This window comes from Mycobacterium kyogaense, from assembly GCF_003254575.1.
GTDB lineage: Bacteria > Actinomycetota > Actinomycetes > Mycobacteriales > Mycobacteriaceae > Mycobacterium > Mycobacterium kyogaense.
On sequence record NZ_QJUA01000009.1, the window covers coordinates 113071 to 128077 of the forward strand.

The 15007-nt window shown below is 60.8% G+C and carries 11 protein-coding genes; 7 read left to right on the forward strand and 4 right to left on the reverse strand.

The window, feature by feature from the left end; genetic code table 11:
- Window positions 1-341 precede the first annotated feature (341 nt).
- Window positions 342-962, forward strand: a complete 621-nt coding sequence (locus tag DMB80_RS28070; RefSeq protein WP_162938468.1) for a hypothetical protein — start codon at window positions 342-344, stop codon at window positions 960-962.
- 185 nt (window positions 963-1147) lie between these two features.
- Here the strand turns inward: DMB80_RS28070 and DMB80_RS09480 are convergent, their stop codons facing one another.
- Window positions 1148-1855 carry a hypothetical protein gene (locus DMB80_RS09480; RefSeq protein WP_240431092.1) on the reverse strand — a complete coding sequence of 236 codons (708 nt, stop codon included), beginning with the start codon at window positions 1853-1855 and terminating at the stop codon, window positions 1148-1150.
- Entirely contained in the window at window positions 1845-8201 is a 6357-nt protein-coding gene (locus DMB80_RS09485; protein ID WP_111509610.1) for a hypothetical protein, read from the reverse strand. The genes DMB80_RS09480 and DMB80_RS09485 overlap by 11 nt, the downstream gene beginning before the upstream one ends.
- A gap of 476 nt (window positions 8202-8677) precedes the next feature.
- Here DMB80_RS09485 and DMB80_RS09490 point away from each other — a divergent pair, with 476 nt between their 5' ends.
- The 5 genes from DMB80_RS09490 to cynS all read left to right on the forward strand — a co-directional run bounded on the left by DMB80_RS09490 (window position 8678) and on the right by cynS (window position 11866).
- Window positions 8678-9073 carry a nitroreductase family deazaflavin-dependent oxidoreductase gene (locus tag DMB80_RS09490; RefSeq protein WP_111509611.1) on the forward strand — a complete coding sequence of 132 codons (396 nt, stop codon included), beginning with the start codon at window positions 8678-8680 and terminating at the stop codon, window positions 9071-9073.
- Window positions 9074-9294: 221 nt separating this feature from the next.
- The gene (locus tag DMB80_RS09495; protein WP_111509612.1) at window positions 9295-9513 is read left to right on the forward strand and encodes a hypothetical protein; all 219 of its coding nucleotides are present in this window, start codon (window positions 9295-9297) and stop codon (window positions 9511-9513) included.
- 136 nt (window positions 9514-9649) lie between these two features.
- Window positions 9650-10414 (forward strand): hypothetical protein, encoded by a 765-nt coding sequence (locus DMB80_RS09500; RefSeq protein WP_240431093.1) that lies wholly within the window; start codon window positions 9650-9652, stop codon window positions 10412-10414.
- 145 nt (window positions 10415-10559) lie between these two features.
- Window positions 10560-11420 (forward strand): formate/nitrite transporter family protein, encoded by an 861-nt coding sequence (locus DMB80_RS09505; RefSeq protein WP_111509613.1) that lies wholly within the window; start codon window positions 10560-10562, stop codon window positions 11418-11420.
- Window positions 11417-11866, forward strand: a complete 450-nt coding sequence (gene cynS, locus DMB80_RS09510; protein ID WP_111509614.1) for a cyanase — start codon at window positions 11417-11419, stop codon at window positions 11864-11866. Before DMB80_RS09505 ends, cynS begins: the two co-directional genes overlap by 4 nt.
- Window positions 11867-11878: 12 nt before the next feature.
- Here the strand turns inward: cynS and DMB80_RS09515 are convergent, their stop codons facing one another.
- Window positions 11879-12802 (reverse strand): AI-2E family transporter, encoded by a 924-nt coding sequence (locus tag DMB80_RS09515; RefSeq protein ID WP_240431094.1) that lies wholly within the window; start codon window positions 12800-12802, stop codon window positions 11879-11881.
- Window positions 12803-13274: 472 nt separating this feature from the next.
- On the opposite strand from DMB80_RS09515, the gene DMB80_RS09520 reads away from it, so the two are divergent.
- Window positions 13275-13844, forward strand: a complete 570-nt coding sequence (locus tag DMB80_RS09520; protein WP_111509616.1) for a DsbA family protein — start codon at window positions 13275-13277, stop codon at window positions 13842-13844.
- A 15-nt stretch (window positions 13845-13859) separates the two neighbouring features.
- Here DMB80_RS09520 and DMB80_RS09525 read toward each other — a convergent pair whose 3' ends face one another.
- Window positions 13860-14972: an FAD-binding domain-containing protein gene (locus DMB80_RS09525; protein ID WP_162938469.1), complete on the reverse strand. Its 1113-nt coding sequence runs from the start codon at window positions 14970-14972 to the stop codon at window positions 13860-13862.
- Window positions 14973-15007: the final 35 nt, after the last annotated feature.

Sequence of the window (15007 nt, forward strand, 5' to 3'; positions counted from 1 at the left end):
CCCCCTAGCGTCAATTTCAGTCCGAAGACGTGAGATCGGTTAACTACTAGCGTCTTTGGCGCCACGCGGCCCGCTTCAGGTCAAAGGTGCGGCCTGGTGGCCATCCCGATAAGACCCGCGACAGTCGGTGCCGCCTGGGGCGTTCACCCCACCGGGTGACATACGACCTACTGCCGATGTGCGGTGCTCCCTCGCTGCGGCGGTCTTTGTAGATCGATATGTTCTAGCTGGTAGTCAGGGCGAGCCACTACGTCGTGGTCGTGTGCTCACGGCATTGCTACGCTGCTTCCATTCGAGAGGGGGCACAGATGTCGACCGGACCATCTCTGGGTCAAGATGACGTGGGCCAGGCGGTGCAAGAGATGCGACGGCTCTTAAGCCAGCGCTATGGAGAGGACGTCGATCCGCTGCCCCTTGCGGCGATTGGCCTCGCCCAGAGAGCTTGGCGCAACATTGAAGTGGAGGGCGTTCATGGAGGGCCAGCCAGTTCAAGCATCAGCGACGGGGAGATGTTTGCTGCCAACGTAGCAACAACTCGGTTGGTATCGACACACCTGCGATCGTTTCCGACAGTGGACTGGGACGCGCTGATCGCGTCGCTCATTGATCCGGACCGTATCGCTGGACGTCGTTCGGTGCGGGACCTTCTTGGCGACTCATACCAATCTTGGTCAGACACGGTCTACGGTGTCATTGGGACGCAGCAAGAGTTCATGGCACGCTACGGAGCTGAATTCTTTGTGTGGTTCAACGCCTCGTGTAGCTTGCAATCCACCGAATGGTGGGGGAGCCCGGAGTGGCCGGCGATCGCTGAGAAGTTCGTCGAGGATCTGAAAGAGAGCCCGCCGGGAATCGATCCGACGTTCCTTCGGAAGTGCCTGATTGACGCACCCGATGAACTAGATCCAGAGATCCTTGAGTGGTGCGTTGATCGATCGATCGGCTATACGCACCTGGATTAACGGAGAGGCATGTCGGCCCTGACGGTCGGCTGCACCTGAAGCCGGAGCCGGAGCCGAAACCTGGTGTACGGCATCGATACTCGACGCGCCAGCTTCATCATTGCTATTGTAGATAGAGTTTTCGTCTGAGCCCAGCCCGGCAGGATTATTGCTTACGGCAGTACCCATATGCGCCGGCCAGCGTTCTAGGCACTCGGAGTAATCTCGCCCGCGCTCGTCCTTAGGCTTTGGAGTGTCTGAATCAAGAGATCGACCGCAGACACCAATTTGTCGCGGAGCACCGATATCTCGTCGTCGTCAACACCTGCGTCGTTTATTGGGTCTTCTTCCCCGTCCCAACTCTCGTCCTCGCTGGCTTTTGACGCAGCAGCCGTTCGAGTAAATCGCCGAACTTGTCGCAGCGACCTCTTGTACTCCTCGTCTGCCACATCTTGACCGAGCCGGATCCACTGTGTCTCTCGTGCGGATGCAGATGCGGCAGCCAGTGCCACAGCAAAGCGCACAACACGATAGGCACCTTCATCAACAGAGCATGCTCCGGCAAGCACGTCGCTGTCTGACGTGTCTTGCCCGGACGGGGCTGCCGTCTCATCGAAGATCCCCAAGCGGCCCCACGGCTTGTAACTCTCTTCGAGTCGAGCCAAAGCGGCGAACACTTGGTCAAAGCTTTGGAAGGGATAGCGAAGGACTGGAAGGTGGCCACGTTGCGCCCAGATCTGAAGTATCACTTCAGCAGCCTCTGCCTTCACAGACGCTGTATGTTCGGGAGAACTGTTTTCAACCTTCAACAGGAGCTCCGCGACGTATTGCGCCATCCAGTTTCCAAGCATGTCGCTGTTACGCAATTCGGCAGCCAAGCGCTCTCCCAACGAAAGAACATCGTCAGAGTTCACGTACTTCACCGTCCTGTCCGTAGATGTAGTACATCGCGACTGGCTCGGCATAGCCGAGCTGATGGTTCTCGTCGTCGGACTGACGCCGGAATGACGCATTGACACTGGAGAATCTGTGGACCTCGACTTCGACCAACAGAGACATGTTCTGGGCTCGAAGGAGATCACGGAGGAATTTCGGATCGACGGTGAGCTCATCGCCCGATGATCCGGCCCGCTCATGTCGACCAATCGGCCGTGTGTCGTCCCACACTGCCGATCTCAGGACTTCCATACCATCGCGCGTCCACTGCCGCATGTCCGCATCCGAACTCAGGCCCATGGAGGTAACAACTGCCGGCGACGGGCGCGCTGGTGGAAACGAAACATCACCTGAATAAGGATCTTGAGCGTCTACACCTCTATCGTGCCATGGGCTTTCGATCCACCTATGCAGGTCGAACAGCCCGCTGCCTAGCCAGTCATGGTGTGGGGAATCGGGTATGTGAAGCGGCGTGGCCGACGTCGCTAAACTGAGCGCGCGCAGTAGCGCGTCGGCAGTCTTCGGGTTGATGAACGCGCTCCTCACGTTCGTGTACTGCGACCGTGTGCGGCTCAGGGTCGTGCGTCGACCCCACACCGTGGGCCAGGCAATATCGGGTCGGAAATGCGCGTCGAAGTCGATCGGGCCTATCTGGTACACCCAGTCATCGATCTTTGAGTCGCGGCGGGGTTCGTCGAAGTCACCGATGGACTCCACCATGGGACCAGCATCACGACGATCCGAGAGCCAACGGCCATCCGAACGAGTCGGTATGTGATACCGCAAAAAACGGGCCCACTCATCGTCGCCGTCGTCATAGATGCGCACGGTCGGCAAGCAAGCTACCAACCGTCCTGCAATCTCATAGAGGGCGTGAATCGACAGGTAGAAGTCAAGGTCATCGCTTTCCGGCCAGTCGCTCTTGTAGGTAGAGGTCCCGGAGGGATACAGGTCAAGCACGTGACGAGTGTCCTCTTCGAATTCTCCGCGACTCGAAACCTGCCATACACCTACCAACAGGTCGTTTGTGAGGTGCTCAATTACGTCTTTATGGAGGCCAAAAGCATCTCCGAGCGGGTCGCACCAGTAGTCTGTAAAGTCCATGTAGAACCGGAAGTCAGTGTCTCCAAGGAATTCTTCCAAATCGTCTTCATTGGTGAGGCGAGTCAGCTCCGTCTCGGGTAACTCGGCGCCGTGGTCAACGGATAGAAGATCCGGCAGCGTCAAAGCCCTTATTTCATGCCGTGAGGTCGGGTCCGCCCGCCGCGTTCTAATTGGCTCACCAAGCTTCGTGATGGCGCGAAGTTCATCCTCCGACAGTTCGATTGAATGACTCTGTGCCAGCGCAAGTAGTGCACCCTTGGCTGTGTGCTGCATTACTATGTGAGGAGGCTCAATGAAGACGATGTAGCGCAACAGCTCCTCGAAGGTCGAAACGGTCTCTTGCGCAAGAGGGTTGCTTGCCGAAGCTTCGATTGCAAACAGCAACCATTCCCGAGCATGCTTCTCGTAGAAGACGAGTCGAGGATCCACAAAGCCAGCTACGGATCGTTTGCCCTCCGCGATCTCCCGTAACGCTGACACTTCTTCCGCCGCGCCCGCCTCAAGTAATAGCCGAGCCGCATGTGCTGCCCGCCAACGGCTGGTCACCGATGGATCGCCCAGAGATGACCAAATCAAGCTAGCCACGGCGATTGGAACGTTGTCCTGAATTTGACTGAGGATGTCGGCTGTGTCATCACCGGCATCCTCTGGGGCGATGTCGGTGAATAGCTCAGCGCAGTCGTCATACATTGCGAAGAGACCTTCAGCATCCAGGTACGTCGCGAGATGCATTGCCAGTGCATAGCATTCACTTGAGTCAAGACGTTCAGGTACGTGTCCGACGGCGTGGATAGCTGCACTCATCAGTTCACTTGCTGGAATTCCTGTGGATGCCGCCAGGGGCGTAATGCGGTCGTATCCAATACAAGCAATCTGGCGGGCGAACCTTTTGACCACCACCTTGCTGAGTCTGATCAGCTCGTCGCGAACGCCATTCGGGAGGTTTGTGCGGGAGTCTAGAATTGAAAGCAGCCTTCGGCAATCGAAGAGGTCGAACTGGGTGCTGGCATGGAAGGCAGCGACGACGTCTGACAGACGTGAAGGTTGGACTGCGGTCGCAAGTTCGATGATGTCGTCGCGGTACACGGGCGTTTCGCGATCCCGTACGTACGCGAACGCCGCATCCCATCCTGCCGGCGTGTTGAAGTCTAGTTCTTTGAGCGCCTTCAGCGCGGATTCTCTCCCATCCTTGAGGTCTCGCCAGGAGCGAGGAGACTCATAGGTGTCTGAAGCTTCGTCCGGCATAGCGATTTTTCGTTCGGCTGGGGCGTAGATGGTCCCCGCGAGGTCGATGCCGACTTCCTCTGCAACCGCGTCGAGCTCCGCGTAGAACCTTTCAGAGAAACTAGTTGGTCGCTGCAAGCCTTGTAGTGCCTCGAGGATCTGACGTCCGCGCGAAGGATGCTTTCGGAGTGCCCGTATTAAGAGGTCTGACGAACACGTGTATTCGTCGAATGCAGTCAGTCCGATGGCTGAAAGCGGCCAATCACGCAGAGGCCCATTTGATTTCGCGAAAGCCCGTCCGATCTCTGTCAGGCTTGCAATTCGGCGATCGCGCCACCGGGACGCCATCGCGAGAGCTTGACAGGGATCAAACAGGCCCGCAGCCGTCATCGGCTCAGCTAGATCAATCTCATCTTGGTAAGGGCGGAGACTCTCTGCAATTTGCAACAGCCGGTACGCTCGGGGGCCGCTGGCTCCCAGTCGGGCGGCTGACTCGGCGAGCGTCATCAGTGCATGCCACCGAACGGGCAGATCGTCACCTGCCCGTTCGGTAGTCTCCACCGCATGCTGAAAGTGGTGCCGACACTCGCGGTAATCAAACTTGTAGGCTGCCCGCGCAAGTGCGACGAGATCGTCGCACAGCATGGACGATTCCTCACGAGCTACTTCGATTCTTTTTTGTAGAGTCTCGACGACTGCCATCGCTAACTCGTGTAGCTCGGGATTCGCTGCCGCGATTCGGACAACCTCTGTTAATGTCGCGCGGGACAGGAAGCCGGCGTTATCTGCACACCATGCCGCGAGTTCCGCCGACGCGGGAGGAGCTGAAGGGTCGGCGAGTATTCGCACTGCGATCCGAGCCGTAGCGTTTATGAGCAGCCGGGGAGTCTCGTAGTCCGAGTAGCTACGCATCGTTTGGGTCGCGAGCGTTTGGTAATGCGTCGCAACGTCGACGCTATGTCCGACAGCTAGTGAGGACCACAAATCCAACCACTTGCACAGTGGTACAACGTTTTGTCGATATTCACGTAGTGACCGAGAGTCCGTATGTGGATTCTCCTTGGCTCGCTGGACGTCCAGACCCGCGATCGACTCGGCGTCGAGATCGCGCCCTTCGAGGCGCGATCGTATGGCGAAACCGCGAAGCATCGACACGGCTTTCCCGTGATACCAAGAGTTTGTGGCACCTATGCTCCCGGGTAGGTATAGGTCGAGGATGTGCACGCCCTCCGCCTTGTCCAAGAGGTTCAATCTTGTCCCGAGCGCAACAATCCACCAGATGCCATCTAATCCAGGGGTTGGGCTGAAGTAGTCCGACCGGTCCTTCGTGAGTTCGATTGCATGTTTGTGGCTTCTCAGCATCGTGACGATCCGTCGAACGGTTTGAGGCGTTAAGGCGACGTCCGACTCCCAACTCGCTTGTGCTACAGCGAGCTGGAGGTACTTGAGCGGCTTTGGTCCGCCGGCTAGCGCTTGCAGGTCATCAATGCGGCCCACGTCGGCCAAGCGGCGTGCGACGACTATCCCCGCATCGAAACCGATGGTTTCTGGCTTCCATCGCGCTAGGAATGAGACACAGGCCTGAGGGCCGTCAGTGTTGATGTATGCCCACGCGAGTTCGGCGATGTCTGAAATTGCAACTTGAGGTTCGCCGTCATCAGGTGCCGACCGGTCAACCCATGCCCGGGTCCATTCCACCGCGCTACGGAGGCGATTGCGAGCAAGTGCTTGCTGGCCCGATGCCTTGGACAGTAAGGATGCTTCGATAACGAGGTCGGACCCGGGCCATTCACCCGCCAAAGCTCTCGTAGCGATCAGGTGTTCAAGCAGGCTTGGGTCGAGGAACTCGGCTGCGAGATCGGGGTTTTGGCGGATAAGCTCTCGCCGCCGGCCATGCCCCGCTGCGAGGTTACCGGCCTTCAGAGCCAAACGGCCAGCCGCCGGCTTCATTCCCGCACGTAGAGCACCTTTCAGTGCCAGCTGCACAGTGTGTTGAGCAATCTCATATCGCTCCAGGTCTTGCTCTCGTAGCGAAGACCCGGCGAGAAGTCCTTCGGGCTTGGCTTCTGATAGCGCGAGTTCGACAAGGTCATCAATGCGGCCCGCATCGAGGAGCAGGTCGGGTAGAGAAGTTGCGATGTATGGGTCTTCTCCGGCCAGCTGCGTCACGCGATCAAGAAAATTGGTGAGAGATATACCGGTCGGCTTGTAGTGCTGCTGAAACCAAGTTTCGGTCGGCTCATCGCGAAACTGCACCGCGCCGCCATCGATCACAAGCGGCCGCTTTAGGTCGGTAACAAAGCTGTGTACCAACGACTCTGGTACGCCGGCGACCGTCGCCAGAACCCGGATGGGAATCATCGGCCGAAGCGCTGCCAGACATTCACACATGAGATCGACGTCTCTCGGTGCGTCGCGATGATCATCTTTGGCCTTTTCAATCGCGGCCCGAATTGATTGATCAATGATTTGTTCGCTGGTCTGTACGCTGCCGCCGAAGTATTGAAGGACCTCGTGCACAGATGTTTTGGATTCCATGGCGTCGGCTTGAGCACGCGGATTTCCACCGGACACTCGGTGAAATTCTGCCCCATCGTCGGAGCTAACATCTGGGAAGCTCGTTGCCAGGTGCTGCGTCGACTCGAGTTGGTTGAACCCTTCTAGTTCGATCGTGATTGCGTTGGGAGGAGGCTCCAACAAGCCCACCCGTTCAGTTCTGCATAGGACAACCAGGCGACAGTTATCGGGGAACGACTCGCGAAGTAATTTGGGGACAAAAGATTTGGCATCCAAATCTCGTGCAGCAAGACACGCGTTGTCCGCAGCGTCGACAACAACAACGAGCAACGCTTCGTCGTGGCCTGCGCGCAAGAACGTGCAAGCATCTTCGATTCTATGTTTGAAGGTGCGGAAGTAATCGGAAGACTGAGCGGCTGCAGACGGAATGACTAGTTCGCATAAGCCTCTCGCCGCCAACTCATTACAAATCTGCACGAGCCCTTGTCGGTCTTCGTGGCGCGGACTGCTTGGCCGTCGATACGTTCCGTTGCCGAAACAGTCATATACCACTGACGTGGATCCCGCCGGCATGCGACTGCCCAACTGCTGCGCAAACATGCTTTTCCCGATGCCACCTGCCGCGTGGACGATGACGGGTGATGAGTTGGGACGTGCGACCATCTCGGCCAGTGAATCTTCCTGATGAGTCACGATGATCGAATCTGGCATAGCAATGATGTTTGGTGCGGGCATCAGTTGTTCTTCGGTGACCCTCAGTGCGGCCAATACGTCACGACGCAGAACACGAGGATTCGCCGCGTGCAGAGATGTCGCGCGAATCGCGATCATCTCCTTCAGGAGAATGTGGTCATTCGTCGGTGCGCCAGGCAAAAGGCCAGCAAGGTGATTTTCGAATTGCTCGCGCAGGAGCTGAAGGTTAGGTGCGCTGTCCTCAATCGCGACCTGTCGAACGAAGGCCGCGATCTGTTTGTCCGTAATGACCGCACGCACCCACTTTCGGAGGTGAGTGGCGGCTCGCTTAGCGCTGGGCTCCGCGTCGCGCAGGCCGTGTCCGAGTATCGCCAGCGCTGTATGCACGTCCGGCGCTGCCGGACGGTTGGTAGTGAGCGTGAAGGTGACGCGCTCGACGGAATCTGGGTGCTCATCGAGAAGCTCTTTGTATCGCTCGGCGAAGCCGAGCAGAAGCTTTTTGAACCACGACACAGTCCAAGGACTGTCCTCTTGAAGCGTCGTGTGCTTGAACTGGCGGTAGACCACCCGCTTGGCTGTGGCAAGCTCCGACGAGCCGTAGTACTCGGCGAGGTCGATTACCTGTTCACCGCGTCTCTTGCGAGTGTCGTCGTCGGAAGATCCCTCAACGACGATCATCACCAAGTCGCCGTTTGGGTCCAGGAGTTTCAACGAGTGCCGCGCGGCCCAGACATAGTGGAATTGATCGCCGTCGCGGCTTGGGCGCACAGGGTCAAGCAGTTCCATTTGCGCCCAGTAAACCCGCTACTCATCGTTGTATGGATGAGGACGCGCCAACCGGTGGTCGGCTCAATTCCGCTCGGTGACGAGACGATGTCGTGCGTTTCGTATGGTGCGATTCCCGCCAGCAGGAGGGACTTGGTTCCTGCGCCTTCGTGGGCGGACCGCTCCACTTCCGCTGGTCCGCAGACAGTCCGCAGATCACTCGACGCAAGCCAAGGCTTGCCGACGAATACACAGCACATCGCTGCACTTCAACAACTTTTCTCGATGTCAGCACAGGGTAGGCGCGAACCTCCGCAACTGCACTGTGGCACTCTTAAAATCCGCCAAGTGTCGGTTCGAGTCCGACTGGGGGCACAAGTAATCCCGCGGGGTCGGGTCGGTTGCGATCCAAACCTCGTGTGGTCGCTGTCGTCGGCAGCTACCTGCGTCAACACCGCGTCGGCAGAAAGCCCATCGACCGACCTAGACTCCAAAAAATGCGCGTCCCTCGACGAATTGCAGAATTCAACAAGCGGGTCACCAATCCGGCGGCTCGCACCATCACGCCGTGGCTTCCGAACCTCGGGACGCTTGAGCACGTCGGGCGCAATTCGGGTAAGCGATATCGCACGCCCCTTCTGGTGTTCAAGACCGATGAGGGCTACGCCATCCTCATCGGCTACGGCCTGCAGACAGACTGGTTGAAGAACGTCCTGGCCGGTGGACAGACAGTGCTGCGCAAGCACGGACGAGCAGTTGCGCTCGTCAACCCACGAGTGGTCAGTAAAGCCGATGCTGCGGCCGTCGTCACAGGGCCTTCCCGGCTGCTCTTTCGGGCGTTTCCCTACAACGAGGCGGCCCTGCTACTGACGGATGCGGGCTCCGCACGCTGACCCCGGCACCGCACCGCACGTCGATCCGAAGGAGCGACTGAAGTCCGCTGGCCCGGTGACGGTTCGACTTCTGAGACCTCCCGAGTCACGAACGAATCACACCCATGTTGTTTAGCGCCGACGACGCTGGGGAATCGCTAGTGACGGAGGCACGTCACATGACAACAAACACACCAACACTTCGTAGGCGTCGTCGATATGTCATCGTCCACACGATCGCGATGGTCGCCGCCGTAGCGTCGGGTACGTTCGCCTTGGTCGCAATGCTCTTCGGATCGCCCGCGAGTTTCGTTCTCGCACTGGCGCTTTGCGGCGCCGCGTGGATCGTCACCCACTTCGTGGAGTACCTCACCGAGCAGGATGTGATTGAGGCGCGTCGTCGTCGCTCACGGCCGACGCGGCGCATGACCGGCTCCGCGCGGCTGACTCCGTCGCACTAGGCATTCGGCGAAGCAGCGAAGCGACGGCGCGCCCTATTGCCCCGCAGGCCACCGGTCGAGCCAGCCGCCAACGGCGCGTCAAGGCGATCTTTGGCACCGTGTGCGAGATGATGCCCCTGTAACTTCTGATGCGGATGTGACGAAGGCTTCGGTCCCGGCGGAGGCAGTGAGCTCCCGCGCAGACAGCGCGACCGAACCCGAACCGACCCAGGCGCCTGTCGACTCCCCGAACGCGACACGCCCGGCGCCGCAGCCGCGCACGTGGTCGATGCCGAAGTCGCCGGTCACTCGTCAGCACGTCGACGATGTGGGCCGCGGCGTCGTCAAGATCTCCAGATCGCTGTTCAGTCTCGTGGGCCGCGCGGCACGGTCGGGTGCACGCATCGTTGCTCAGATGTGGCGCGCACTCGCAGCGGTGCCGCCGTCAGCGCGACTGCTGTTCCTGACGAGCACGCTGCTGCTCCTCGGATTTGTCGGTGCTCTGGTTCTCGAGGGCGCTCCCGGTCTGCTCTGCATCATCGTCGTGATCCCGTTCTGCGCGGCTGTTCTCGGCGCACTCGGGTACCGCTGGTACAGCGGGCTCGGTCCTGACGCGGTCGCCGCATCGCAGTCGCGCCCGATCCAGCCGGCGAAGTCGGACCTGGAGCGGTCTGTCGACTACGTCGACCGAAAGCTGGCGCTGGCGCTCACCTCCCTCGGCACTGACCATCACCAGCAGGCGATTATCGCGCTGTTCCAGGCGAAGACGGCCGTCGAGCTGACGTTGGGAACCGAACAGGATCTCGACAGCTATGCCGACATGACGATGCGCCCCGGCGACTACGGGCTACGCCCCCGGATCGGGGCCGGGTCCGGCTCGACGTCGACGCCGCGAGAGGGTAATTCGCTAGCGGCATCGTGACCGGACGGGCGGATTGACCCGCTGACCCTCACGCAACCTGGGTGTTGGCTGTGAGGTGGTGGCAACACGACTGTCCACGTGCTGTTGCGAATCGGCAATCCGGTCGGGGAACTCTGGGGCAACGGTCTTCCCCGAAAGGTTCTCCATGTCCTATGTGAGTCCGAGCGAGTTCGTCGGCAAGATGATCGACGCCGGCGAGTCGAAAGCATTGATGTCGACCCGCGACATCCTGATTCGAGCGTTCATGGCAGGTGCCATCCTCGCCCTCGCGGCGGCGTTCGCCGTGACCATCACCGTGCAGACCGGCAACGCGTTGCTCGGCGCGGTCCTGTTCCCCGTCGGCTTCTGTCTGCTCTATCTGCTCGGATTCGACCTTCTGACAGGTGTTTTCACACTCGTCCCACTGGCCATGCTCGACAAGCGCCGCGGCGTGACGTTCAGGTCGATGATGCGCAACTGGGGCCTGGTTTTCGTCGGCAATTTCGCCGGCGCCATCCTGGTCGCCCTCATGATGGCGGTGGTGTTCACCTACGGCTTCAGCGTCGACCCGAACGAGGTCGGCCAGCGGCTCGGTGAGATCGGGCACAGCCGGACGGTGGGATACGCCGAGCACGGTGCCGCAGGCATGTTGACCCTGTTCATCCGCGGGGTCCTGTGCAACTGGATGGTTTCCACCGGCGTCGTGGCGGCGATGATGTCCACCAGCGTCTCGGGCAAGGTCATCGCGATGTGGATGCCCATCATGCTGTTCTTCTACATGGGCTTCGAGCATTCCATCGTGAACATGTTTCTGTTCCCGTCGGGACTCATGCTCGGCGGCGACTTCTCGATCGGCGACTACTTGATCTGGAACGAAATCCCCACGGTGATCGGTAATCTCGTCGGGGGACTGACCTTCGTGGGACTGACGCTTTTCGCCACGCACGCCCGTACCGGCGACACGCGACTGGTCGAAGTGCCCTCGGAGGATCGCTCGCTCATGACAACAGGACGGACTGCTCGATGACCCCGATCATGCCCAAAAGCGAGGCCGCGGAACTGATCAAGGCCGCTCGCATCCGCAAGAAGCTCGACTGGTCCGACATCGCGGCGGAGATCGACGCGCCCCTGGTGTGGTGTGTGGCCGCCCTGCTGGGGCAGCACCCCATGCCGGCCGCTCAGGCCGAGCGGGTGTGCGGGCTGCTCGACCTCGACGGTGCGGTGGCCGAAAGCCTGCAGCTGCAACCCAGCCGTGGGATGGACCCCGCGCTCATGTCCGATCCGACCATCTACCGATTCCACGAGGCGCTCGCCGTCTACGGACCGGCTCTCAAGGAGCTGATCCACGAAGAGTTCGGCGACGGCATCATGAGCGCCATCAACTTCAAGGTCGACATCAAACGCCGCGAGGACCCGGACGGCGACCGTGTCGTGGTCACCCTCGACGGCAAATTCCTCGACTACCGCTGGTGAGGGTGCACTGAGTCATGACTCATCCAGCCGCGGAAACAGCACTTCCCGCATGATGAGCTGAAGAGCGGCTGCCACCGGAATCGCCACGAGCGCTCCGACGACTCCGAGCAACCCGCCTCCGATGAGCACCGCCACCACCGTGGTGACCGCCGGTATCTCAACCGCGCGGCCGATGATCTTCGGCATCAGGAGGTAGTCCTCGACGACGCGCAGGACGAGATAGAAGATTACTGTGGCGATCGCCACGGGAAGCGACACAGTCAGAGCCACTGCTGCGACGATGAAGCCGGCGACGGTCGATCCGAAGGGCACGAGGTCCAGCAGCGCAACGAAAATTGCGAGCAGCACCGGGTACGGAATGCCGAACGCGATCAGCCAGGCGAAGGTGGCAACACCGGTGATCACCGAAATCACTACGTTGCCAAGAAGATAGGCACCGACCTTCGCGCAGACCTCGTCACCGATCAGTATCGTGCGCGGACGGCGCGAATTCGGCGCGAAGCGATACAGGGTCGCTCGGATTCGCGGGATGGAGATGAGGAAGTACACGGTCAGTATCGCGAGAATGAACGAGTCAGCGACAGCGCCGACGACCGTGCTTCCTGCCTTCACCACCTCGCTGACCGCCGAACCACCCAAGCCGTGAACCGCGTCTGTGACCCGTTGCTGGAGACCGAACCGATCATTGAGCCGGCCGATCCAGGAGGAATGGTCTTGAACCGACTGCATGTACCGGGGAGCGAGGTCTATGAACTGGCGCGCCTGCTCGGCAAGAGGCGGGATGCATGCCGCGATCGAGCCGGCTATCAGCGCGAACACCGAGACCGCCACGACCGTGACCGCCGCCCACCGCGGTAGACCACGGACCACCAGCCACGACACGGCCGGTTCAAGGCCGAGCGCGATGAAGAACGCCGCGGCAACCAGCAGCAGCATGGAGGAGACCGACTCCAGTCCGCGAACCGCCGCGTAGGTGACCGCGACTCCGGCTGTACCCGCGAGGCCCATGAAGAACGGAGACCGCCAGTTGGCCCGTGGACCCGGGGGGCCTAGTGGTTCGTCCGGCGAGCGCAGCTGTGCCGCCCGCGATTCGGCGGCGGCGATCGGACCCTCAGCATCGGTGTGGGGCTGGCCGACCAAGCGATGATGCGCTGGTGTCTCCTGTCCGAGATTTCCCTGTGTCACGTCGCCCCTCCCTACCCGCGCCGGACTTGACTAGTCGGAGCTGGCCAGAGAGTGTGCCGTCAGGGCTAGATCGCCTTGAGTTTTCACCCTGTGGTGCTCAACCGACGGCCGCTGCGATAGATCGCTGGGCCGCACCGCCTGGTCTCGAGAGGACGAACGATCGTCGTGCGGATTGCGCCGCCGGGACGATGTGTGGTCTGTCGACGGGGCGCAGCATGAGGCCATGACTCAGAACCAGACACTTCAATCACCAGTCCCACGTGGTGCGACCGAAGACAAGACCGGCATTGCGGTGGGGGCCGGCCCGGTGGACGTGGACGCCTATATCGACTTTCAGTGTCCCTTCTGCAAACAGTTCGAATTGAACTCCCGCAACGTCATCGACCGGCTACTGGACCGCGAGATGATCCGGTTCATCCGTCATCCCATGAACTTTCTCGACGCCATGTCGGCGAATCACTATTCGACCCGGGCGGCTGCCGCGGCCGCCGCGGCAGCGGACGGGGATAGATTCCACGAGTACTCCTACGCCCTGTTCCAGAGCCAGCCGCCCGAGGGAGGATTCGGCCTTTCCGATGACCAACTCATCACTCTTGGCCGAGTCGTCGGTGTAGCGGATCCCTCGTTCGCCGAGCATGTGAAGTCGGGCACCTACGTCAGCTGGCCCTCGTTTGTCACTGCCCGCGCGACCGCCCGTGGGGTCGGCGGTACGCCGAGCGTTTTCGTTGCAGACAAAGCGATTCCGGCCCGGCCCGATCTGATCGTGGCCGCTGTCGACCGCGCGATGCATTAACCGCCTCGGAAGTGGTTACCGCGTCGTCCGCTCGCACTGCTTCCAGAAGCTGGTGAACGACGCGTACGACTTCTCCGGGACGTCGGGGAACATCCGCGGCATCTCGTCGGCGGTGCCGCGCCAATGCGGCACCGACGGATGCCGCATGTAGATGACGTCGTCCCCGAGGTCGAGGTCTCCGAACTCAGCGACGACCAGACGGGCACCCGGGATCTGCCGCGCGCACCGCATCACGTAGTCGGTGACCATCGGCGAGACCGGGAAGCGGTCGAACCAACTGGGTTCCAGCAGGACGATCCGGTTTGCGTCGATGTCCTGGCGCCAATCCGCATTCAGCCAGAACGAGTGGTAGAGCACCGTGGGCTTGGACGGGTCGATCATCGGCTCGTCGCTCGGCGGCGGCGTCCACCTGAGGTCGAGCTCCACACGTTCGGTGAGGACGTCGGGAACCGCCATCTCGGCGAGCACACCGTAACCGTGGTCGATGACGGTGTCGTGCTGCGTCAGCGGCGAGTACTTGTTGACGTTCTGCTGGGCCGGCACGTAGTTCTTACCGCTGTTGGTGCCCGCCACCCACTGCCACGACAGGCTGTTGCTGGCGGGGTCGCCGTCGAGCAGGTGGTAGTACAACCACAGGCTGGGTTCCCACCAGTGGGTGCGGCCGAAGTTGCACGTCAAGCCCGCCAGCCACATTCGTTCGTGGTTGTGCATGTAGCCGGTGTCGTAGAGCTTTCCCACGGCGGCGTCGAGCGCGTCGATCCCTGTGCCGCCGTCGCGCACCGCCCGGGGTATCCGCCGCGAGCTGACGGGATGCTGCGGCCGCTTCACGTCGGTGAAGATGCGGTCGCCGAGGAACGTCCACTCCCGCTGCCAATACTCGCGCCACGCCAACTCGAAGACGAATTTGTACGCCTGCGCCGGCGTGTGCCGCTCCAGGATCAGATCGCGCACCTCCGGCAACGTCACCAATCCGCGGGTGAGGTACGGCGAGATCTGCGTGCCACCGTCGGTGAAGTTTCGCGCCCTCGCGTAGCGCGCGGCATCGATCCGCGACACACGCTGCAGCACGTCCTGGCGAGACACCGCAAACGACTCCACCTCGTCGAGAGTAGCCACGGGGTCGGACACGCCCCGGACACGCTCGAAACACCCGCCGGGTGCGA

Excerpts from the sequence above, each read along its gene's own strand:
- cynS (WP_111509614.1), top strand. The coding sequence starts at position 11,417 with ATGACCCCGATCATGCCCAAAAGCGAGGCCGCGGAACTGATCAAGGCC.
- DMB80_RS09505 (WP_111509613.1), top strand. The coding sequence starts at position 10,560 with ATGTCCTATGTGAGTCCGAGCGAGTTCGTCGGCAAGATGATCGACGCC.
- DMB80_RS09515 (WP_240431094.1), bottom strand. The coding sequence starts at position 12,802 with ATGCTGCTGCTGGTTGCCGCGGCGTTCTTCATCGCGCTCGGCCTTGAA.
- DMB80_RS09520 (WP_111509616.1), top strand. The coding sequence starts at position 13,275 with ATGACTCAGAACCAGACACTTCAATCACCAGTCCCACGTGGTGCGACC.
- DMB80_RS09490 (WP_111509611.1), top strand. The coding sequence starts at position 8,678 with ATGCGCGTCCCTCGACGAATTGCAGAATTCAACAAGCGGGTCACCAAT.
- DMB80_RS09495 (WP_111509612.1), top strand. The coding sequence starts at position 9,295 with ATGGTCGCCGCCGTAGCGTCGGGTACGTTCGCCTTGGTCGCAATGCTC.
- DMB80_RS09485 (WP_111509610.1), bottom strand. The coding sequence starts at position 8,201 with ATGGAACTGCTTGACCCTGTGCGCCCAAGCCGCGACGGCGATCAATTC.